We start from the raw sequence: 19,806 nt of genomic DNA, 5'->3' as shown, positions 1-19,806 counted from the left end.
GAATTGGGCGTCGTTGTGGGGCTGTGTGGCGTTGAAACGATCCTTGTCCTTCATGCCGATCACCACCTCGTTGACCAGGGGCATGCCCAGGCGAGACACCTGCACCCAGGCGCCACCCGAGGCCGCCGTGGTCATCAGGCCGCTTTTGGGTTTGGCGCTCAGCACGCGGGCCTGGGGCAGGCTGGCTGTGGTCCAGCCCCCGATCACGCCGTTGCCGGTGCCGGTCACGCATTCCACGGGCAGTTCCAGCGCCAAGGTCGTCACGTTCTTGTCGGCCAGGGCGTTGGCGGTGCCGTCCCCGCGGGCGGAGGTGAGCGTGCCGACATCGGCATTGACCAGGTCGAAGATGGTGCCCAGGTTCACGGCGAAGCCGTCCTGGCGCTGGCCCACGAACACCTTGGCCTTCTTGGTGCTGGTGCAACCCGGTACGCTGAACTCGGCGATGTGCTGCTGGGCATAGGTTTCGTAGGCGCTGGGCGAACCCAGGGTCTTCACGCCGACGTAGTCCAGCGGTTTGGTGAAGGTGCCCACGCTGCTGCGGCTGCCGGTGCGGCGGTCGCCTCGGACCAGGCCAAGTTCATAGGTCTCGACCACGTTGAGGGCGGCGTCGCGCACAGCGCTCACGCCACCGGCGGCGATCAGGGGGATGCTGTTGGCCGCGCTGGCGGCATCCACGCCCTTGATGTTGCGCAGGTTGTGGGTGAAGCGGAACTGGAAGGTCAGGTCTTCCTTGGCGTCGCCGGTGTTGTCGATGTGGACTTCGTACAGCGCACTGGGGTCCATCTGGAAGTAGTTGGGGCCACCGTAGGCATCCTGCAGGGGCTGGTAGTTGGCGATGACCGTGACATAGCCGCTGCGACCGGTTTCGTAGCTGTTGAAGAGGTAGAAGTCGCTGGCGTCGACCTTGGGCGAGGTCGTGATGAATGGCGCCTCGCGGTGGCTGGAGGCCTGGGCCGGGACGGTGGCGGCGCACAGGGCGCAGGCGGTGGCCAGGAGGGCCAGACGCGGGGTGAAGGGGGTGGCGCTGAACATGAGATCGTCTCCTGACTCGCGGGGAGTGGGTGAAGGGCCGTTGGACGCGGCGGGCTGCCATGCCGTCCTGTCACCCACTTACGCAGCCACCGGTGCGGTGGATGCGCAAGCCGATCAAAAAGATGTCAGCTCGCTCAGAAGAGCTGCTTGAAAACCAGCTGGCCCTGGTCGGCCGAGCGGCCCTGTTGCCAGGTGCGCTGCCACCCGAGCACGAGGCTCTGGCGTGGGCCCAGCACCTTGGCCTGGCTGAGTTCCAAGGCGCGACCGGGCAGGGCTTCGCCCAGGGGGCGCGTGGTGCGGCGCCAGGTGAGCACGGTTTTCATGTCCCAGACCTCGCGCACGATCAGGCCCACCTGGGGCTGCAGGTAGGCGTAGCCCCCGTGGCGCCAACCCCAGCCCGCACCCAGCAGCGCGTGGGCATCGACGTCGGGCGCCAGCCTCAGGGTCTTGCCGGCCGCACCTTCGATCAGCGGGGCCCGCGCATCGGGGTGGCGGAGCTGGTCCTGTGCCGCCACGGCAATGCGGAAGCGGCCTGACCAGCCACCCGTCAGCGGGTCGTGGGGCAGGTAGGACTCCACCGCGTAGAGCGTGAAGTGGTCCAGCCTGACGCGGCCGCTGTCGGCGTCGACCAGCCAGGCGCTGTCGAACAGCCGCAAGGCGCTTTCGCTCATCAGGCGGCGGTTGTCGTCCACCAGGGTGTGGGACACCGGCATGAGGCCCAGGCGCCACTGGTGCGTGCGACCCTGCACCCGCCAGCCCAGGCTGAGCTGACCTTCACGCGGGGCCTGGGCGGGGTTCTTGTCTTCGCCGAGTTCCAGCGCCATGCCGGGGTGCCGCTCGGCCTGCTGGCGCGCCAGGGCCTGCCCATAGGCCTGGGCCGGGCCCGCAGCCACCCGCTGGGTGCCGATCAGGTAGGTGTTGTAGGCCCGGGCCAGCGACAGGGCCAGGAAGGCGGGCGTGTCGGCGTCCTGGCCTGTGCCGACCGGTGCCAGACCCAGATCGGTGTCTCGCGCCTCGACGGCCTGGCGCACCCGCTCGGTCACCTCGGGCGGCAGGCTGTCGCCCAGGGCCCGCACCTGCCAGCGCGCTGGCGTGATCACGGTGCTGCTGGCGACCAGTCCGGCCTCATGGGCCTGGCGCACGACGCTGCGGGGCGTGCTCAGCGGGGCATCGTCGTCCTGCAGGATGGCGGGATGGGCCACGCCCAGGATGTGCCTGACCAGGGTGGCGCAGTTGTAGCGGTGGAAAAAATAGGTGATGTGCGCCGGCCTCAGCTCCAGCAGGTGCGCTTGCAGCAGGCGGCGCTGGGTGGCGTCCAGTTGCAGCGAGTATTCCCACAGGGAGCGCTGCTCGGTGAGCGCGTACTGCTGTGCCTCCTCCTGGTAAGGCTTCAGCACAAAGTAGCCGGGCTTGCCCACCACGATGCTGTCGAAGAGCAGCTTGGGCAGGTTCAGCGTGGCCGTGTCCGTGAAGAAGGCGATGGCGTGCGAGACCTCGGCCCCGTTCTCCCGTCGGCCATCCACCTTCAGGAACAGGTGCCCCATCATGCTCGAGGGCTGGGCCAGGTTTTCCGAGGCGAAGACCAGGCTGATGCGCTCGGCGGGCGCCTGGCGTTGGAGCTCGGCCCACTGCGGGCAGGCGTCGAGCGGCAAGGCGGGCAAGGCCAGGGCCTGGCGCAGCCACAGGTATCGCGCCGGGAAGCGGCAGACCATCTGGGCACCGTCGGGGCCATCGAGCGCGGCCAGTGTGGCGTGCAACTCGGCCCTGGGCGAAAACGCCGTGTGGCTGAGCAGGAAGGCCGGATCCGGGATCTGCGGGGTGCCGTGCTTCAGGTGCAGCAGGGCCTGCCAGCCGGGTTCGGCATCCAGGTTGCGGGCGTCGGCCTCGGCCGTCCACGTCACCACGGCTGGCGTCTGGGCCATCGCACCCATGCCGAGACCGAGCAGCCCGGCGCCCAGGAGCCTGCGTGCCAGCGAAAAAAAAGCGGCCCGCAAGCCGCTTTCTCCTTGCCGCCGAAGCGAGCGTGGCATCACTGCGTGCAGACGATGGTCACGTTGTCGGCGTACTTCCACATCTTGTCGGTGGAGTAGTCGGTGGTCGAACCCAGCACGCCGCCAGTGATGATGTTGCCGAAGAACTTGACGTCGATCGCGCTGTCCACGGTGGTCTGCTTGGCGCAACCTTCCGCTTCCACGTTGAAGATCTTGGGGTTCTTGGTGCGCAGCACCGACACGGCGCCCGGCGTCTGGAACGGCGTGCCGTCGACCACACCCTTGATGCTCTTGCCATTCGAGGCGGTGACGTTCACCGTCTGGGTCTTCTCGTTGAAGATGGTCGAGCAGCCGGTCATCAGGATCAGGCTGGTCAGGGCAGCGGTCAGGGCCAGTTTTTTCATCGAACTCTTTCGTCGGTGTCGGGGGTTGAAGCGCGGCATCACCCACAGCGATCACTGGTTGACGCTGTCGTCCCGAGGCAGTCCGCGGGTGATGCGCGCAGAGTTTATGTCTGGATGTTTCTGGGTTGCGTGCAAAAGTAAACGCTGTGGGGCCAAGACACGCCGACGGCGCGGAGGCCTCCTCCGAATGGCCGATGGGGCTTTCACGGTCATGTCACCTTGAGCCCGCCCCATGAAAAAAGCACCCCGCAGGGTGCTTCGATCAGGCCGCCTTGACCTTCAAACGCCAGGCGTGCAGCAGGGGCTCGGTGTAGCCCGAGGGCTGGGCCTTGCCCTGGAAGACCAGGTCGAGCGCGGCCTGAAAGGCGGCGCCGTTCGGGTTGGCCACCAGGCTCTTGTAGGCGGCGTCACCGGCGTTCTGGCCGTCCACCACGGCGGCCATGCGGGCAAAGCTGTCGCGCACCAGGCTTTCCGTCACCACACCATGGTGCAGCCAGTTGGCCACGTGCTGGCTGGAGATGCGCAGCGTGGCGCGGTCTTCCATCAGGCCGATGTTGTGGATGTCGGGCACCTTCGAGCAGCCCACGCCCTGGTCCACCCAGCGCACCACATAACCCAGGATGCCCTGGATGTTGTTGTCGACCTCTTGCTGCTTTTCAGCGTCCGACCAGTTGGCCTGGGCCGCCACCGGGATGGTCAGCAGCTTGTCCATCAGGGCTTGCGGCGCTTCGCCCGAGGCTTCGATCTCGGCCTGCACGGCGGCCACGTTCACCTGGTGGTAATGCGTGGCGTGCAGCGTGGCGGCGGTGGGCGAGGGCGTCCAGGCGGTGTTGGCGCCGGCCTTGGGGTGACCGATCTTCTGCTTGAGCATCTCGGCCATCAGGTCGGGCATGGCCCACATGCCCTTGCCGATCTGGGCGCGGCCCCGCAGGCCACACTCCAGACCGATCAGCACGTTGCGGCGCTCGTAGGCGGCGATCCAGTCGCTGCCCTTGATGTCGCCCTTGCGCATCATCGGGCCGGCCAGCATGGCGGTGTGCATCTCGTCGCCGGTGCGGTCCAGGAAGCCGGTGTTGATGAAGGCCACGCGGCTCTGGGCGGCGGCGATGCAGGCCTTCAGGTTGGCGCTGGTGCGGCGCTCTTCGTCCATGATGCCCAGCTTCACGGTGCTGTCGGGCAAGCCCAGCAGCTGCTCCACACGGGTGAACAGTTCGGCGGCAAAGGCCACTTCAGCCGGGCCGTGCATCTTGGGCTTGACGATGTAGACCGAGCCCTGGCGCGAGTTGCGGATGGCCTGGCCGTCGATCGCGCCACGGCCTTGCAGGTCGTGCAGGGCGATGGTGGTGGTCACCACGGCGTCCATGATGCCTTCGGGGATCTCTTTCTGGTCTGTGCCCCACAGGATGGCCGGGTTGGTCATCAGGTGGCCCACATTGCGCACGAACATCAGCGAACGGCCGTGCAGCTTCACTTCGCCACCGTTCGGGGCGGTGTAGACGCGGTCGGCGTTGAGCTTGCGGGTGAAGGTCTTGCCGCCCTTGGCCACTTCTTCGGTCAGTGTGCCCAGCTGGATGCCCAGCCAGTTGCGGTAGCCCAGCACCTTGTCTTCGGCGTCCACGGCGGCCACGGAGTCTTCCAGGTCCAGGATGGTGGACAGGGCCGATTCCAGCACCACGTCGGCCACGCCGGCGGCGTCAGACTGGCCGATGGCGGTGGTGGCGTTGATGACGATGTCGATGTGCAGGCCGTTGTTGACCAGCAGCACGCTCGAAGGCTTGGCCGCATCACCCTGGAAGCCGACGAACTGGGCCGGGTTCTTCAGGCCCGTGGTCTGCCCGCCGACCAGGCTCACCACCAGCTTGCCGCCGACCACGCTGTAGCCGGTCGAGGCCTTGTGCGAGCCGCTTTCCAGCGGGGCGGATTGGTCCAGGAAGTCACGGGCCCAGGCGATCACCTTGGCGCCACGCACGGGGTTGTAGCCTTTGCCCTTGTCGGCGCCATCGGTCTCGGGGATGGCATCGGTGCCGTACAGGGCGTCGTACAGGCTGCCCCAGCGGGCGTTGGCGGCGTTCAGGGCGTAGCGGGCGTTGAGGATGGGCACCACCAGCTGCGGGCCGGCCTGCGTGGCCAGCTCGGCGTCCACGTTCGAGGTCGTGACCTTCACGTCGGCCGGCACGGGCACGGTGTAGCCGATCTTCTCCAGGAAGGCGCGGTACGCAGGCATGTCGGTGATGGGGCCGGGGTGGGCTGTGTGCCACTGGTCCATCTCGGTCTGGATGCGGTCGCGCTCGGCCAGCAGGGCGGCGTTCTTGGGGGCCAGGTCGGCCACGATGGCGTCGAAGCCGGCCCAGAACCTGGCGCTGTCCACGCCGGTGCCGGGCAGCACCTGGTCTTCGATGAAGCGGAACAGTTCGGTGGCCACCTGGAGGCCGTGGACGGTGGTGCGTGCGGTCATGGTCAACCTCGTTGTTGATGATGGTGAGAAGAAAGGGAATCGATCAGGGGCAGCACATCGCGCAGCGTCTGCCCCTGGTGGTGCGGGGTGGTGCCCAGGCGCTCCAATGGGGTGCCCGTGCGGTTGACCCAGAGGGTCTGGTAGCCGAACCAGGTCGCGCCGATCGCATCCCAGCCGTTGCTGGAGACGAAAAGCATATCGCGGGCCGGGAGGCCCAGGGCGTCAACCCCCACCTGGTAGGCTGCCGGATCGGTCTTGTAGCGCCGCGTGGCATGCACGCTGAGCACGTGGTCGAGCAGCTCGCCGAAACCGGCGCTGCGCACGGCGATGGCCAGCATCTCCGGATCCCCGTTGGAGAGGATGGCGGTGGGGATGCCGCGCGCCTTCAAGGCCTGCAGCACCGCACGGTTTTCAGGGAAGGCCGAGAGGTGGCGGTACTGGTTCATCAGCTGCGCTTCGGCCTCGGCGCTCAGGCTCAGGCCCAGTTGCTCGGCAGCGGCCTGCAGCGCGGCCCGGGTCAGGTCCCAGAAGGGCTGGTAGGCCCCGCCCATGGAGGCGAGCCGGGTGTAGTCGATCTGCAGGCTGCGCCACAGGCGGCCCAGCCGGTCGCCCGCACCCGGAAACAGCTGCTCGGCCGTCAGCCCGACGCTGTACACGTCGAACAGGGTGCCGTATGCATCGAAGAGCACGGCGCGCGGAGCGGGCTTCTTGTCCATGCCCTCAATTTATTCGATACTCGGGTGTGCATTAGCCGCGTTGAAATCCATGGATTCATGACTTTTACGCACAAGTGACGCGCCGCACCGCCCATGGACCGCCTCAAACAGATCGAAACCTTCGCCGCCGTGGCCGCCAAGGGCAGCCTCACCGCCGCAGCCCAGGCCGAAGGCGTGGCCCCAGCCGTCATTGGCCGCCGCATGGACGCGCTGGAGGCTCGCCTGGGCGTCAAGCTCCTCTTGCGCACCACGCGCCGCATCGCGCTCACCCACGAGGGCAGCGCCTTCCTGGAAGACTGCCAGCGCCTCATCGCCGATTTCAACAACGCCGAGGCCAGCGTCTCCGAGGGCGGTGTCAAGGCCAGCGGCCACTTGCGCGTCACCGGGCCGGCGGGCTTCGGGCGGCGGCATGTGGCGCCCCTGGTGCCCGCCTTCCTGGCGCAGCACCCCGATGTGAGCCTCTCGCTCAACCTCTCCGACCGCGTGGTCGACATCGTCAACGAGGGCTTTGACTGCGCGGTGCGCGTGGGTGACCTGCCGGATTCCAGCCTGGTCAGCGTGCGCCTGGCCGACAACCGCCGCCTGTGCGTCGCCACGCCCGACTACCTGCGCCGTGCCGGTGCGCCCACGCACCCGAACGAGCTGGCGCGCCACGCCTGCCTGACGCTCAGTTCGGACGCAAGCCAGACCCGCGGCTGGGCCTTCGAGGTGGAGGGGGAGGTGGTGCACCTGCGGCCCAGCGCCCGGCTGGATTGCAGCGACGGGCAGGTGCTCCACGAATGGTGCCTGCAAGGGCAGGGCATCGCCTGGCGCAGCACCTGGGAGGTGCAGAACGACATCGCCGCCGGCCGCCTGGTGAGCGTGCTCGACGGCTTTGCCTCGCCGCCCAACGGCATCTACGCCGTGTTCCCGAGTGCGCGGCACCTGCCGCTGCGTGTGCGCCTGTGGATCGATTTCCTCAAGCACAGCTTCGGTGACCCGGGTTACTGGGCCCGGGCCGGGCAGCGCTGACCGGCGGGTTGCCGGCCAGCTGGGGCGGCCACTTACTTGGAAGCGGCAGCGGCCGGGGCGGCAGCGTCCTTTTCGCACTTCTTGACGAAGCTGGCCTTGGCGGCGCCCGCCAGGGGCTTGCCGTTCTTGTCCACGGCCTTGGCGGCGCAAGCGGCACCGGCGCCACCACCGCTGTCCTTCTCGCACTTCTTGACGAAGCTGCTCTTGGCCGCACCGGCCAGCTTCTTCTCGGCCGCCTTGGCCTCGCAGGCGGTTTCGGCGTGGGCCAGGGTCGACAAGAGGGCCAGGGTCACAGAGGCAATCAGTGCACGCATGTCAAAGCTCCTTCAAAGGATGTGGGGCGGCCCTCGCACATGGGGCCGTGTCCCACCATAACGCAGCCGGACGACAATCCGTGCACCCTGTCACGTCAATCGGTGCGGCCAGCCCCTGAATCAGCGGCCACCGCAGGCCATCACATGATCCTTCGGGGGTGGGCCAGGGCCTCGTGGGCCGCGTGCAGGCGCCGCACCAGCACCCGGATGAAGGACTCGTCAAACAGGTGGCGGCAGGCCGGCGTGAGCTGCTGCATCACCTCCGGCGTGAAGGAGATGGTGGTCACCGGCTCGGTCACCACCACGTCGGTGCTGTGGCGGCGTAGCTCGGGGCTGGGCGCCAGGTAGGCCATCTCGCCCACCGAGGTCCCCGCGCCCAGCAGGGCCACGCGCTTGGCATTGCGATACACCTCCACGCTGCCCTGGGCAATGATGTGGAAGGTGCGCCCTTCTTCGCCCCGGCGGTACAGCGCGTGCCCGAAAGAAAAGCGCTGCCACTTGGCGCGGTGCACCACCTCCCAGAGTTCCACGTCGCCAAAGTTGCTGAAGAAGTCCAGCGAGCGCAGCAGGTTGAAGCGCTCCGAGTCCAGCACGCCTTGGATATGACCCCGCGGCACCTTGTGCTCGGCGATCAGGCCCGAGAGCGCCTGCGCAAAGGCATCCCAGTTGGGGTAGCGGTCGTTCGGGTTCTTGGCCAGGGCCTTCATCACCACGGCGTCCACGGCCTCGTCCACCCCGGCGCGCATGCCAGACAACGAGGTCGGCATCACGTTGTAGATCTGGTTCATCAGCACCGCCTGCGAGCTGGCCTCGAAAGGCGGTCGCCCGGCGATCAGGTGGTAGAGCACGGCGCCCAGGCCGTAGATGTCGGCGCGGCAATCGGGCACCGCGCCATCGAGCTGCTCGGGCGACATGTAGGCCAGCGAGCCCACCTGGTGCACCTGGGTCGACTCGGCCGCCAGGTTCAGCACGCTGCCGAAGTCGCTGATCTTCACATCCGTGATCTGGCCGCTCGCGTTGGTGATGGCCAGGATGTTGGCCGGCTTCACATCCCGGTGGATCAGGCCCTGGCGGTAGACATAGCCCAGGGCCATGGCGCACTTGAAGCCGATTTCCACGATCAGCTCCAGCGGCAGCAGCTGGTCGGGTCGGCAGTAGGGGCGCAGCGTCGTGCCGGGCACGTACTCCATCACCACATAGGGCGAGCCGGGGTCGGCCACGGCGTCGAAGATCTGGACCACGTTCGGGTGCTGCAGGCGGCCCACCAGGGCGGCTTCGGCTGCAAAAAAGCGTGCGTACACCGGCCCGTCCACGGCATCGCCCAGGGCCGAAGCCCGCACCCGCTTGATGGCGACCTCGCGCTCATGGAAATCATCGCGGCACAGGAAGACCTCGCTGGTGGCGCCTTCGCCCAGCTTCTTGAGGACGCGGTACTTGCCAATCTGCTGGCCCGCTTCCAGGTCGATGTCGATGCCGCCCATGGGTGTCCGATCTGGGGGCCACACCGTGCCCCTGCCTGTCAATGCCGCCATCTTGCGCCGATCCAGGCGCGGTCGTGGGCCGATAAGCCCTTTGTAAAGTGTGCATTTCTTGGCAGATCGCCGCCAGCCCCGTGAGGGCAGGGCGGGCCTCGTAGAATCCGGGGATGATCCAAGCCAAAGCCGCCCTCCTGTCTGCCCTGGGTGAAGCCCTGCGCCATGTCGCGCCCGACGCCGCCGCGTCCTTCGCCCCTGTTTTCGAGGCCCCCAAGCAGGCGGCCCACGGTGACCTGGCCGTCACCGCCGCCATGCAGCTGGCCAAACCCCTGAAAAAGAACCCGCGCGAGCTCGCGACCGCCCTGGTGGCGGCGCTCGAAGCCCAGCCCGCGGTGCAGCAGTGGGTGCAGCTGCCCATCGAGATCGCCGGCCCCGGCTTCATCAACCTGCGCCTCAAGCCCGAAGCCAAGCAGGCCATCGTGGCCGACGTGTTCGCCGCCGGCGACAAGTTCGGCTGGCAGCCCCCGGTCGAGCGCAAGGTGCTGGTCGAGTTCGTCTCCGCCAACCCCACCGGCCCACTGCACGTGGGCCACGGCCGCCAGGGCGCCCTGGGCGATGCCCTGTGCAACCTGTTCGAAACCCAGGGCCTGGGCGTCACCCGCGAGTTCTATTACAACGACGCCGGTGTGCAGATCGCCACTTTGGCCAACTCCACCCAGGCGCGCCTCAAGGGCTTCAAGCCCGGCGACGCCGAGTGGCCCGAATCGGCCTACAACGGCGATTACATCGCCGACATCGCCGAGGCCTTTTTGGCCAAGGCCACCGTCAAGGCCGACGACCGCGAGTTCACCGCCTCGGGCGACATCGACGACCTCGACAGCATCCGCCAGTTCGCCGTCGCCTACCTGCGCCACGAACAGGATCTGGACCTGAAGGCCTTCGGTGTCCGTTTCGACAACTACTACCTTGAATCCAGCCTCTACACCTCGGGCCGGGTTGAGGCGGCCGTGCAAAAGCTGAAAGACGCCGGCAAGACCTTCGAAGAGGGCGGCGCCCTGTGGCTGCGCAGCACCGACTACGGTGACGACAAAGACCGCGTCATGCGCAAGACCGACGGCGGCTACACCTACTTCGTGCCTGACGTGGCCTACCACATCGCCAAGTGGGAGCGTGGCTTCCAGCAGGTCGTCAACATCCAGGGCTCCGACCACCACGGCACCATCGCCCGTGTGCGCGCGGGCCTGCAGGCCGCCGGTGTCGGCATCCCCGTGGGCTGGCCCGACTACGTGCTCCACAAGATGGTCACCGTGATGAAGAACGGCGAGGAGGTCAAGATCTCCAAGCGTGCCGGCTCCTACGTCACCCTGCGCGACCTCATCGAGTGGACCAGCAAGGACGCCGTCCGCTTCTTCCTCATCAGCCGCAAGGCCGACACCGAGTTCACCTTCGACGTCGACCTGGCCCTGAAGCAGAACGACGAGAACCCCGTGTTCTACGTCCAGTACGCCCACGCCCGCATCTGCTCGGTGCGCGCCCAGTTCGCCGAAAAGGGGGGCGACCTCGCCAGCCTGAGCGCCGCCAAGCTGAACCTGCTGGTGGCGCCCACCGAACTCTCGCTGATGAGCAAGCTGGCCGAGTTTCCCGGCATGCTGGCCGCCGCCGCCCAGGGCCTGGCCCCGCACGACGTGGCCTTCTACCTGCGCGATCTGGCGGGCGCCTTCCACAGCTACTACGCTGCGGAACGTTTCCTGGTCGACGATGTCGAACTCGGCCGTGCCCGCCTGGCCCTGCTGAGCGCCACCGCCCAGGTGCTGCGCAACGGCCTGGCCCTGTTGGGTGTGAGTGCCCCTGAAAAAATGTGAGCCCGCGGCTCGCCACAAAGGATCTGATCTTGAAGACATCGCAACGCGGGGGCTTCTTCCTCGGCATGATCGTGGGCCTGCTGATTGGCCTGGCGCTGGCGCTGGGCGTGGCGCTCTACATCACCAAGGTGCCGCTGCCCTTCATCGACAAGGTGCCCCAGCGCACCGCCGAGCAGGACGCGGCCGAAGCCGAGCACAACAAGAACTGGGACCCGAACAGCCCGCTCTACGGCAAGAACCCGGGCAAGCCCCGCGCCGTGGTGGTCGAACAGCCCGCCTCCGATGCCGCCGAGCCGGTCGCGGCGCCCGTGAAGGAGGCGCCCGTGGCGCCCCCCGTCGCGGCCTCTGCGGCCTCCAAGGCGGCATCGGCCGCAAAGGCCGCCGCCTCCGCGGCCTCCAGCGCGCGCAACCCGGCCGCCATCCTCAATGGCGAGGCCGTGTCCACCGCCCCGGCGTCTGACGCGTTGACCTACCAGGTGCAGGCCGGTGCCTATGGCAGCCAGGCCGAAGCCGAACAACAGCGCGCCAAGCTGGGCATGCTGGGTCTGGAGGCCCGCATCCAGGAGCGCGAGGTCAACGGCCGCACCATGTACCGGGTTCGCCTCGGTCCCTTCGCCCAGCGCGAGCAGGCCGATGAGGCCCGCAGCAAGTTGCAGGGCGCAGGCATCGAGTCCGCCCTGGTCCGCATCCAGAAGTAAGCCTTTGCTCCTCTGAGGCGCCGCCCCGCGCCCCTGCCGCATCACCGAAAGGACGTTCCATGAACCGCCGCGAGTTTTCGATCCAATCCCTGGGTGCCCTGGGGCTGGGCCTGGGCCTTGCCCTGCCCGAGCTGGCCCTGGCCCAAGGTGGCCCGGTCGAAGGCACCAACTATGTGAAGCTGGGCCAGCCCGCCCCCACCAGCGCCCCGGCCGGCAAGGTCGAGGTGGTCGAGTTCTTCTGGTACGGCTGCCCGCACTGCAACCACTTCGAGCCCTACCTGGCCGCCTGGGCCGCCAAGCTCCCGGCCGATGTGGCCTTCCGCCGCGTGCCGGTGGCCTTCCGCGAAAACCCCTTCGGCGCCCACCAGCGCCTGTACTTCGCCATCGAGGGCCTGGGCCTGGTGCCGCAGCTGCACGCCAAGGTCTTCCACGCCATCCACGAAGAGGGCCTCAAGCTCGACAAGCCCGAGCTCATCGCCGATTTCGTCGCCAAGCAGGGCGTCGACAAGGCCAAGTTCATGGGCGTCTACGACTCCTTCTCGGTGCAAACCAAGGCCAAGCAGGCCCGCAGCCTGATGGACGCCTACAAGATCGATGGCGTGCCCGCACTGGGCATCGCAGGCCAGTACTACACCTCGGTCTCGCTCAACGCCACGCCCGAAAAGGCCCTGGCCACGACCGACTTCCTGATCAACAAGGCCCGCAAGGCCAAGTGAGCGGTCGCACCGGCCGTGCCCTTCACGCGGCGCGGCCAGGCCAGACAGGACAAGGGGCGCTCCAGGGCGCCCCTTTTTCATGGCTCGCGGCGAGGGCCTCAGCCCTTCATGCCGCCCAGGAACTGGGTGGCCAGCTGGGCCAGCGAACCCAGGCCGCCGTCCTGAGGCAGCGTGCCATGGGGCGTCAACTGGTCGACCAGACCGGGCAGGATGCCCGACAGCTGCTGGCTCAGGTCGGCCGGATTCAGGCCCACCTGCGCGGCCAGGGCGCTGACCTTCTCCGAGCCCAGCACCGCCTGCAACTGCTCGGCCGACACCGGCAGGTTGGCGCCGGTGCCGATCCACGATTGCACCACCGAGCCCAGGCCGCCTTGCTCGAAGGCCTGAACCAGCGATGCCAGGCCGCCTTGTCCGCCCTGATTGCCGAGCAGGCCGATGGCCAGCTGCATCAAATCCGGGCTTCCTTGCGAGGCCCCTTGCTGGGCGCCAAGCGCCTGTTGTGCGGCACCGAGCACGCTGTCGAACAATCCCATGCTTTTCTCCTTGGCACTTTGGCCGTTTCGTCAAGTGATCAACCGATGGCGTTGCGCGGAATTCGCATGAGGCAGCCTGAGTGGGCGTTGCTTCGTGGCTAAAATGAATGCAAAATTCATGCCGATGATGCTGTCTACCTCTGGTTTCTCCCTCGCCGCGTTCCGCCCTGTGCGCCCCTCTTCGTCGTCCCGGTTGTCGGGTGCGAGTGTCAGGGTCGTGCTGGCCTGCGGCCTCTCCCTGGCGTCGAGCCTGCTGCCCGCACACGCCGAAAAGGCCGACCGCAACCAGCCGCTCAATTTCGCCGCCGATGCCGCCCGTGTGGACGACGCCCAGCGTCTCAACATTCTCACCGGGAACGTCGAAATCACCAAAGGCAGCATGGTGGTCCGATCGGACCGGGTCGAGGTCAAGCAGAACCCCGACGGCAGCCAGACGGCCACGGCCATCGGCGGCAACGCCGGCCGTGCCTACTTCAGGCAAAAGCGCGAAGGGGTGGACGAGTCCATTGAAGGCGAAGCCGAGCGTGTCGTCTACGACGGCAAGGCCGACACCGTGCACTTCAGCGGCCGGGCCATCATGCGCCGCCTCAAGGGCAAGCTGGTGACCGACGAGGTGACCGGCCAGGCCATCCTCTACGACAACAAGACAGCCGTTTTCCAGGTGCTGGGCAGTGCCGCCCCCGCTGGCGCCACCGGTGCGCCCGCCAAGGGCCGGGTTCGCGGGGTGATCACGCCGCGCGCCACCACCGAAGGTGCAGCCGTCCCTGAGGGAGGCCGCTGAGATGGACACGCCGCTGAGCCAGTTTGCCCCCACCACCTCGGGCAGCGTCCACGTCGGTGGCAGCCAGCTGCGCGCCGAAGGCCTCAAGAAGCGCTATGGCGCCCGCACCGTGGTGCACGACGTGCATGTGGCCGTGGGGGCCGGCGAGGTGGTGGGCCTGCTGGGCCCCAATGGCGCCGGCAAGACCACCAGCTTCTACATGATCGTGGGCCTGGTCCGGGCCGACGCCGGCCAGATCGACATCGACGGGCAGCGCGTCGAAAAGCTGCCCATTCACCAGCGTTCGCGCCTGGGTCTGAGCTACCTGCCCCAGGAAGCGTCGATCTTCCGGCAGCTCAATGTGGAAGACAACATCCGCGCCGTGCTCGAGCTCCAGGTCGATGCCCGCGGCAAGCGACTGAGCAAGGCGGCCATCGAAGAGCGTCTCAACGCCCTCCTGCGCGACCTCAGCATCGAGAAGCTGCGCACCAGCCCGTCCATGGCCTTGTCGGGCGGTGAGCGCCGCCGCGTCGAGATCGCCCGCGCCCTGGCCACCGAGCCCCGGTTCATCCTGCTCGACGAGCCCTTTGCCGGCGTCGACCCGATCGCCGTCATCGAGATCCAGCGCATCATCAGCTTTCTCAAGGCGCGTGGCATCGGCGTGCTCATCACCGACCACAACGTGCGCGAAACGCTGGGCATCTGCGACCGCGCCTACATCATCAGCGAAGGCCGGGTGCTGGCCGAGGGCCGCCCGTCCGACATCATCCACAACGCCGACGTCCGCAAGGTCTACCTCGGCGAGCACTTCCGCATGTAAGCGAGCCGGCCGCCATGAAGCCTTCTTTGCAGTTCCGGCTTTCCCAGCACCTGGCGCTCACGCCCCAGCTGCAACAGTCGATCCGTTTGTTGCAGCTCTCCACCCTCGAACTTCATCAGGAAGTCGAGCAGATGCTGGAGATGAACCCCTTCCTGGAGCCCGAAGAAGAGTTCACCCCGCTGGAGACGGCCGCGACCGCCGAGTTCGAGCGCCAGCGCAACGACAGCAACAGCAGCGAAGAGCATGGCGCCGACCGTGAAGGCGGCGCCGCCGAAGCCGAAACCGCCCCCATCGACACGGCCGAGGCCGGCGCCACCGAGCGCGATGACTGGGAAAACGGCACCGAACGCGACGACTTCGACGGCATCCGCGAAACCCCGTCCCGCCAGAACGACGATGACGACTACGACCCGATGGAGCGCAACAGCGTGTCCATCAGCCTGCAGGAGCACCTGCGCCAGCAGTTGCTCGGCACCCGCCTGAGCGCGCAGGACATGGCCGCCGTCGAGATCCTCATCGAATCCCTCAACGAAGACGGCTACCTGGCCGACACCCTGGAAGACATCGCCACCAGCCTGGTCCTGCCCACCGGCAACGACGAGGAAGACGAAGAAGCGCTCGACGAAATCCTCTCCCGCCTGCGTTGCGGCCTGAGCTGGCTGCAGCACATGGAGCCCGTGGGCGTGGGGGCCTCCAGCCTGTCCGAGTGCCTCATCCTGCAGCTCAACACCTTGCCGAAGGACGAGGTTCGCGACGTCGCCATCCTGATCTGCCAGCACCACCTGGAGCTGCTGGCCCGTCGCGACACCAAGAAGCTGATGGCCGCCACCAGTGCCGACGAGGCCCTGCTGAAAGAAGCCCAATCCCTCATCGTGAGCCTGGAGCCCAAGCCGGGCCGGGCTTTCACGCGGGCCGAGGCCAACATCATCGTGCCCGACGTCATCGTGCAGAAGTCCGGTCGCAACTGGAAGGTTGTGCTCAACCCCGATGTGATGCCCAAGCTGCGCATCAACGACCTCTACGCCCAGGCCTTGCGCTCCACGCGCTCGCCCCGCGGCACGGCGGCCACTGAAAGCCACACGGCGCTCAGTTCCCGCCTGCAAGAGGCCCGCTGGTTCGTCAAGAACATCCAGCAACGCTTCGACACCATCCTGCGCGTGTCGCAGGCCATCGTCGACCGCCAGAAGAACTTCTTCACCCATGGCGAAATCGCCATGAAGCCGCTGGTGCTGCGCGAGATCGCCGATGAGCTCGGCCTGCACGAGTCCACCATCTCGCGGGTGACCACGGCCAAGTACATGAACACGCCCTTCGGCACCTTCGAGCTGAAGTACTTTTTCGGCTCCTCGCTCAACACCGAGGCCGGTGGCAACGCCTCCAGCACGGCCGTGCGTGCGCTCATCAAGCAGCTGGTCGCCGCCGAAGACCCCAAGAAGCCCCTGTCCGACAGCCAGCTCTCCAACATGCTGGAAGAGCAGGGCATCCAGGTCGCGCGCCGCACCGTGGCCAAGTACCGCGAAGCCCTCAAGATCGCCCCCGCCAACCTCCGCAAGGAGCTCTGAGGCGGTCTGCTCGTCAGGGCTGAGGCCGTCGGCCCGCGTCTTTGTGCCGTGCACAAGCGCCCGTTCCCGGCGAGAATCCCGGCTGGATGCGCCAGGTGCGTTCGCCCGGATGCAGCGCCGCAGCCGGCCAGCCTGCGCGCCCGACCCGTGCTGATGGGCGGGTCGAAGACGCGGTCTTGTGCCGCGCAGGTCCCCGCTTTCCGCCCCTTCAGGGGCTGTTCCCGTTTTCTCCGTGGCCCGTCTCAGGCGGTCCACCTGTTCTTTTTCACAAAGGTCTGTTCGCATGTCCACCAAGCCACCCCGCCGCCCCAAGGCCCCTGCTGCACGCCCCGGCGCGGACTGGTTTGCCCTGCCGCCTGCTTCTGCCGATGAGGCCGTGGCCCCGCCGCGCCCGGGTGCGGCCGAGCGCCGCGCCAAGGCCCAGGCGCGACAGGCCGAACAAGCCCCGGTTGCCAGCCAGGCCCCTGCCGCGCCACGCCCGCAGCGGGTGGAGGCCGCACGATCCGATGCCGGGCGTGCTGCCGACCGTGGCCCGGGCGACCTCCCCGATCACCGCGCGCCGCGCCAGCCCTGGTCCGACGCGCCCGATGCCGCCCGGCGTTACCCCGTCGACCGCGAGCGCCGCCCGGGCCACCGCCCAGACAACCGACCCGGCGCCCGCTTTGAAGGCGGCACTGACGCCCGCAACGAGTTTCGCGGCGATTTCCGCAGCGAACCCCGCCGCCCCGCACCCTATGCCGCCCAGGCGCCCCGCATCCTGCCGGTGCCGCCCGCCGGCCCGGTGCTCTCATCCGACCGGCCCCTGGGCCTCTACCTGAACTGCGCCGCCGGCGTCGAAAGCCTGCTCGCCGAAGAGGCGCTGCGCGTGCTCGCTGGCGCCGCCGAGGTCATCGAATCCCGCGGCGGCATCGAAGTCCGGGCCCCTGCCAGCGCCACCACGCCCGAGTCCCGCCGTGCCGCCCTGCTCGATGCCGCCATGCGCCTCAACCTCGAGAGCCGCCTGGCCCAGCGCGTGCTCTGGCGCGTCGCCTCCCGCGTCTACCGCCACGAAGACGACATCTACGCCCTGGCCCGCATGGTCAACTGGTCCGACTGGATCACGCCCCAGCACACCCTGCGCGTCGACGTCACCTCGCGCCGCAGCCACCTGCAAAGCCTGAACTTTGCCGCACTGCGCATCAAGGATGGCGTCTGCGACGACCTGCGCGAACGCACCGGCGAACGCCCCAGCGTCGACACCCGCTTCCCCGACCTCGGCCTCGTCCTCTACATGGACGACATGGAAGCCACCCTCTACGTGGACACCTCCGGCGAGGCCCTCTTCAAGCGCGGCTGGCGCGAAGACACCGGCGAGGCCCCGCTGAAAGAGACCCTGGCCGCCGCCATGATCGCCGCCGCCGGCTGGCAAGGTCGCCCTGAAGACGGCGCCTTGCTCGACCCCTGCTGCGGCGCCGGCACCATTCCCATCGAGGCCGCCCAGATCGCCTGCGACATCGCGCCCGGCCTCATGCGCCGCTTCGCCTTCGAGCGCCTGCTGCCCTTCCGTCCGCGCCTCAACGCCTGGCACGACATCAAGCAGGCCGCCCGCGCCCGCCAGCGCGCCCCGCAGGTCCCCATCTACGCCGGCGACGTCTCCTTCCGCATGACCGATTTCGCCACCCGCAACGCCGAGCGGGCCGGGGTCCTCCACGCCATCCAGTTCAAGACCGCCGACGCCCTTCAGCGCCCAGCGCCCGAAGCCCGCGGCGTGCTCATGTTCAACCCCCCTTACGGCGAGCGCATCGACACCAAGGGCTCCGTCCGCGACGCCTACCGAGCCCGCGACGAGCAGGCCCGTGGCTTCGGTCATGAGGGCGACGGTCGCGAGGGTTTCGATGGCCATCAGGGTGACGCCATCGCGAGCCCTGGCGCCCAGGGCCTGCGCACGGGCCGCGAGCAGTTCGAAGGCAACGAAGAGGCCGCCACCTTCTTCCAGCGCCTTTCAGCCCACTGGAAAAAGACCCACACCGGCTGGACCGCCTGGATCCTCAGCCCCGACATGAAGTTGCCCGGCGCCATGCGCCTGAAGGAAAGCCGCCGCGTCGTGCTCTTCAACGGCCCCATCGAGTGCCGTCTTTTCCGCTTCGATCTGGTGGCGGGCAGCCACAAGCGCCCGCAGCCCGCAGCGGAGCAGGGTGCTCAACCCATCTCCGGCGCGGATGCCGCCTCGCCCGACGCCCGCAACTGAGCCGACGCCGGGGGCTTCCCTTCCTGCGGGCCGGCCTCAGCGCTCGTAGCGTGCGCCAATCACACTCAGCACAGCCAATGGCGCCGTGTCAGCCCGCAGCACCCGCCGGCCCAGGCTCACCGCCGACCAGCCCGCACCCAGGGCGGCGCTTTCCTCTTGAGGCGACAGGCCTCCCTCCGGCCCACTGAGGAAGACAAAGCGCCGCCTTTGGCCTTTGTCCGCGCAGGCCTGCACCCCGCCTTGCGATGCCGGCTCATTCGTGACGGCATCGGCCTGGTCCAGCCAGTCCTGAACCGATACGGCCTCGCGCAGGCTCAGCACGCCCCGGTGGACACCCCCCAGTGCCGCGCCGCCTTCCGAGCTCAGCCAACTGGCCAGCGAGCTCACCGGCCGCACCGTCGGCACCACCGCGCGGCCACTCTGCTCGCACGCCGCCACCGCCACCGCCTGCCAGTGCGCCACCTTCTTCGCCGCGCGCTCCCCATCCAGGCGCAGCACCGAACGTTCGCACACCAAAGGCTGGATCACCCCGACACCGAGCTCTGCCGCCTTTTCGACCAGGGCGTCCATCCGGTCGTTTGCCGGCATGCCCATGGCCAGCGTCACCTCGACCGGCAGTTCGCGGTCGTTCGCCACCGCCGCCCCCACCTCGACCGTCACCACCTTGCGGCCCATCTCCGTCACGGTGGCCTCCCACGTTCGCCCTGCACCGTCAAACAGATGCACGACCGCACCCGGCTGCATCCGCAGCACCTGCACGTGGCGCGCCGCCCCGTCGGGCAACGCGCACGCCAACCCTGGCGACAGGCCCAGTTCGGGACCCACATGAAACCTTGGCAGCACCTCAAGCCTTTGCGCACGACCGGAGCCCCCGGCCTTCTCTGCGCGATTATCGGCTGCTGCCCTCTGCCTCTCGCGCGGCGACTCATCGCGCATCCTGGTGCGCACAGCGGCGTCTGCGCCCTGCCGCTTCCTTGTTCTCCCTGGGTGAAGCCTGCGCACGAGACGCCTCGATGAAAGATTTTTGACTTTTTTGCGTCAGGCTATTGCGCACCCCGTCAAAACAGTGCCATAATTGCGTTCTTCGCTGCTGACGCCGACAATAAACGACGCAGCAAGTAAGCGAAACGATCTTTAAAAATTAACAGCCGATAAGCGTGGGTGTTTGGGCAAGTGAAGCGAAGGCCGAAGAGGCCTGGTCTTTACGACCAAATGCTCACGGAAGAAAGA

Annotated in this window: 17 protein-coding genes; 8 read left to right on the top strand and 9 right to left on the bottom strand. The window is 67.9% G+C overall.

All coding sequences use genetic code 11. From position 1 onward, the window contains the following. From QZ994_RS11400 to QZ994_RS11380, 5 genes are all read right to left on the bottom strand, one after another. The coding region (locus QZ994_RS11400) for a DUF4331 domain-containing protein (protein ID WP_290871555.1) at window positions 1-1,032 on the bottom strand (1,032 nt) is incomplete at its 3' end. Between the two features lie 134 nt (window positions 1,033-1,166). Further along, the gene (locus QZ994_RS11395; RefSeq protein ID WP_290871554.1) at window positions 1,167-3,026 is read right to left on the bottom strand and encodes a DUF4105 domain-containing protein; all 1,860 of its coding nucleotides are present in this window, start codon (window positions 3,024-3,026) and stop codon (window positions 1,167-1,169) included. 35 nt (window positions 3,027-3,061) lie between these two features. Further along, a complete protein-coding gene (locus QZ994_RS11390) occupies window positions 3,062-3,427 on the bottom strand; it encodes a hypothetical protein (RefSeq protein WP_290871553.1) in 366 nt (121 codons plus the stop codon). Window positions 3,428-3,689: 262 nt separating this feature from the next. Continuing rightward, window positions 3,690-5,882, bottom strand: a complete 2,193-nt coding sequence (locus tag QZ994_RS11385) for a malate synthase G (protein WP_290871552.1) — start codon at window positions 5,880-5,882, stop codon at window positions 3,690-3,692. Window positions 5,883-5,884: 2 nt separating this feature from the next. Next, window positions 5,885-6,598: a haloacid dehalogenase type II gene (locus QZ994_RS11380; RefSeq protein ID WP_290871551.1), complete on the bottom strand. Its 714-nt coding sequence runs from the start codon at window positions 6,596-6,598 to the stop codon at window positions 5,885-5,887. Window positions 6,599-6,691: 93 nt separating this feature from the next. Here QZ994_RS11380 and QZ994_RS11375 point away from each other — a divergent pair, with 93 nt between their 5' ends. Further along, window positions 6,692-7,609, top strand: a complete 918-nt coding sequence (locus QZ994_RS11375) for a LysR family transcriptional regulator (protein ID WP_290871550.1) — start codon at window positions 6,692-6,694, stop codon at window positions 7,607-7,609. Window positions 7,610-7,641: 32 nt separating this feature from the next. On the opposite strand, the gene QZ994_RS11370 is transcribed toward QZ994_RS11375, so the two are convergent. Then, window positions 7,642-7,923 carry a hypothetical protein gene (locus QZ994_RS11370; protein WP_290871549.1) on the bottom strand — a complete coding sequence of 94 codons (282 nt, stop codon included), beginning with the start codon at window positions 7,921-7,923 and terminating at the stop codon, window positions 7,642-7,644. A 140-nt stretch (window positions 7,924-8,063) separates the two neighbouring features. Beyond that, window positions 8,064-9,404 (bottom strand): serine/threonine-protein kinase, encoded by a 1,341-nt coding sequence (locus QZ994_RS11365; protein WP_290871548.1) that lies wholly within the window; start codon window positions 9,402-9,404, stop codon window positions 8,064-8,066. Between the two features lie 164 nt (window positions 9,405-9,568). On the opposite strand from QZ994_RS11365, the gene argS reads away from it, so the two are divergent. The 3 genes from argS to QZ994_RS11350 are packed head-to-tail and all read left to right on the top strand — an operon-like array spanning window position 9,569 to window position 12,674. Next, window positions 9,569-11,260 carry an arginine--tRNA ligase gene (gene argS, locus QZ994_RS11360; protein ID WP_290871547.1) on the top strand — a complete coding sequence of 564 codons (1,692 nt, stop codon included), beginning with the start codon at window positions 9,569-9,571 and terminating at the stop codon, window positions 11,258-11,260. A 29-nt stretch (window positions 11,261-11,289) separates the two neighbouring features. Continuing rightward, entirely contained in the window at window positions 11,290-11,958 is a 669-nt protein-coding gene (locus tag QZ994_RS11355) for an SPOR domain-containing protein (protein WP_367172295.1), read from the top strand. A 59-nt stretch (window positions 11,959-12,017) separates the two neighbouring features. Then, a complete protein-coding gene (locus QZ994_RS11350; protein ID WP_290871546.1) occupies window positions 12,018-12,674 on the top strand; it encodes a thiol:disulfide interchange protein DsbA/DsbL in 657 nt (218 codons plus the stop codon). A gap of 98 nt (window positions 12,675-12,772) precedes the next feature. Here the strand turns inward: QZ994_RS11350 and QZ994_RS11345 are convergent, their stop codons facing one another. Next, complete coding sequence (locus QZ994_RS11345; RefSeq protein WP_290871545.1) at window positions 12,773-13,207, bottom strand: YidB family protein; 435 nt, start codon at window positions 13,205-13,207, stop codon at window positions 12,773-12,775. A 127-nt stretch (window positions 13,208-13,334) separates the two neighbouring features. Between QZ994_RS11345 and lptA the strand changes: the two genes are divergently transcribed. The 4 genes from lptA (at window position 13,335) to QZ994_RS11325 (ending at window position 18,576) form a co-directional block, all read left to right on the top strand. Further along, a complete protein-coding gene (gene lptA, locus QZ994_RS11340) occupies window positions 13,335-13,988 on the top strand; it encodes a lipopolysaccharide transport periplasmic protein LptA (RefSeq protein WP_290871544.1) in 654 nt (217 codons plus the stop codon). Window position 13,989: 1 nt separating this feature from the next. Continuing rightward, window positions 13,990-14,787 (top strand): LPS export ABC transporter ATP-binding protein, encoded by a 798-nt coding sequence (gene lptB, locus QZ994_RS11335; RefSeq protein WP_290871543.1) that lies wholly within the window; start codon window positions 13,990-13,992, stop codon window positions 14,785-14,787. A 14-nt stretch (window positions 14,788-14,801) separates the two neighbouring features. Continuing rightward, on the top strand, window positions 14,802-16,349 hold the full coding sequence (locus QZ994_RS11330) for an RNA polymerase factor sigma-54 (RefSeq protein WP_290871542.1): 1,548 nt from the start codon (window positions 14,802-14,804) through the stop codon (window positions 16,347-16,349). A gap of 283 nt (window positions 16,350-16,632) precedes the next feature. Next, on the top strand, window positions 16,633-18,576 hold the full coding sequence (locus tag QZ994_RS11325; protein ID WP_367172294.1) for a THUMP domain-containing protein: 1,944 nt from the start codon (window positions 16,633-16,635) through the stop codon (window positions 18,574-18,576). A 36-nt stretch (window positions 18,577-18,612) separates the two neighbouring features. Here the strand turns inward: QZ994_RS11325 and QZ994_RS11320 are convergent, their stop codons facing one another. Continuing rightward, window positions 18,613-19,419: a 16S rRNA (uracil(1498)-N(3))-methyltransferase gene (locus tag QZ994_RS11320; protein WP_367172296.1), complete on the bottom strand. Its 807-nt coding sequence runs from the start codon at window positions 19,417-19,419 to the stop codon at window positions 18,613-18,615. Between the last annotated feature and the right edge of the window lie 387 nt (window positions 19,420-19,806).

This window comes from Aquabacterium sp., assembly GCF_021768455.1.
Lineage (GTDB): Bacteria > Pseudomonadota > Gammaproteobacteria > Burkholderiales > Burkholderiaceae_C > Aquabacterium.
Note: the sequence above shows the minus strand (reverse complement) of the source record. Positions and strands in the feature narration are given on the sequence as shown.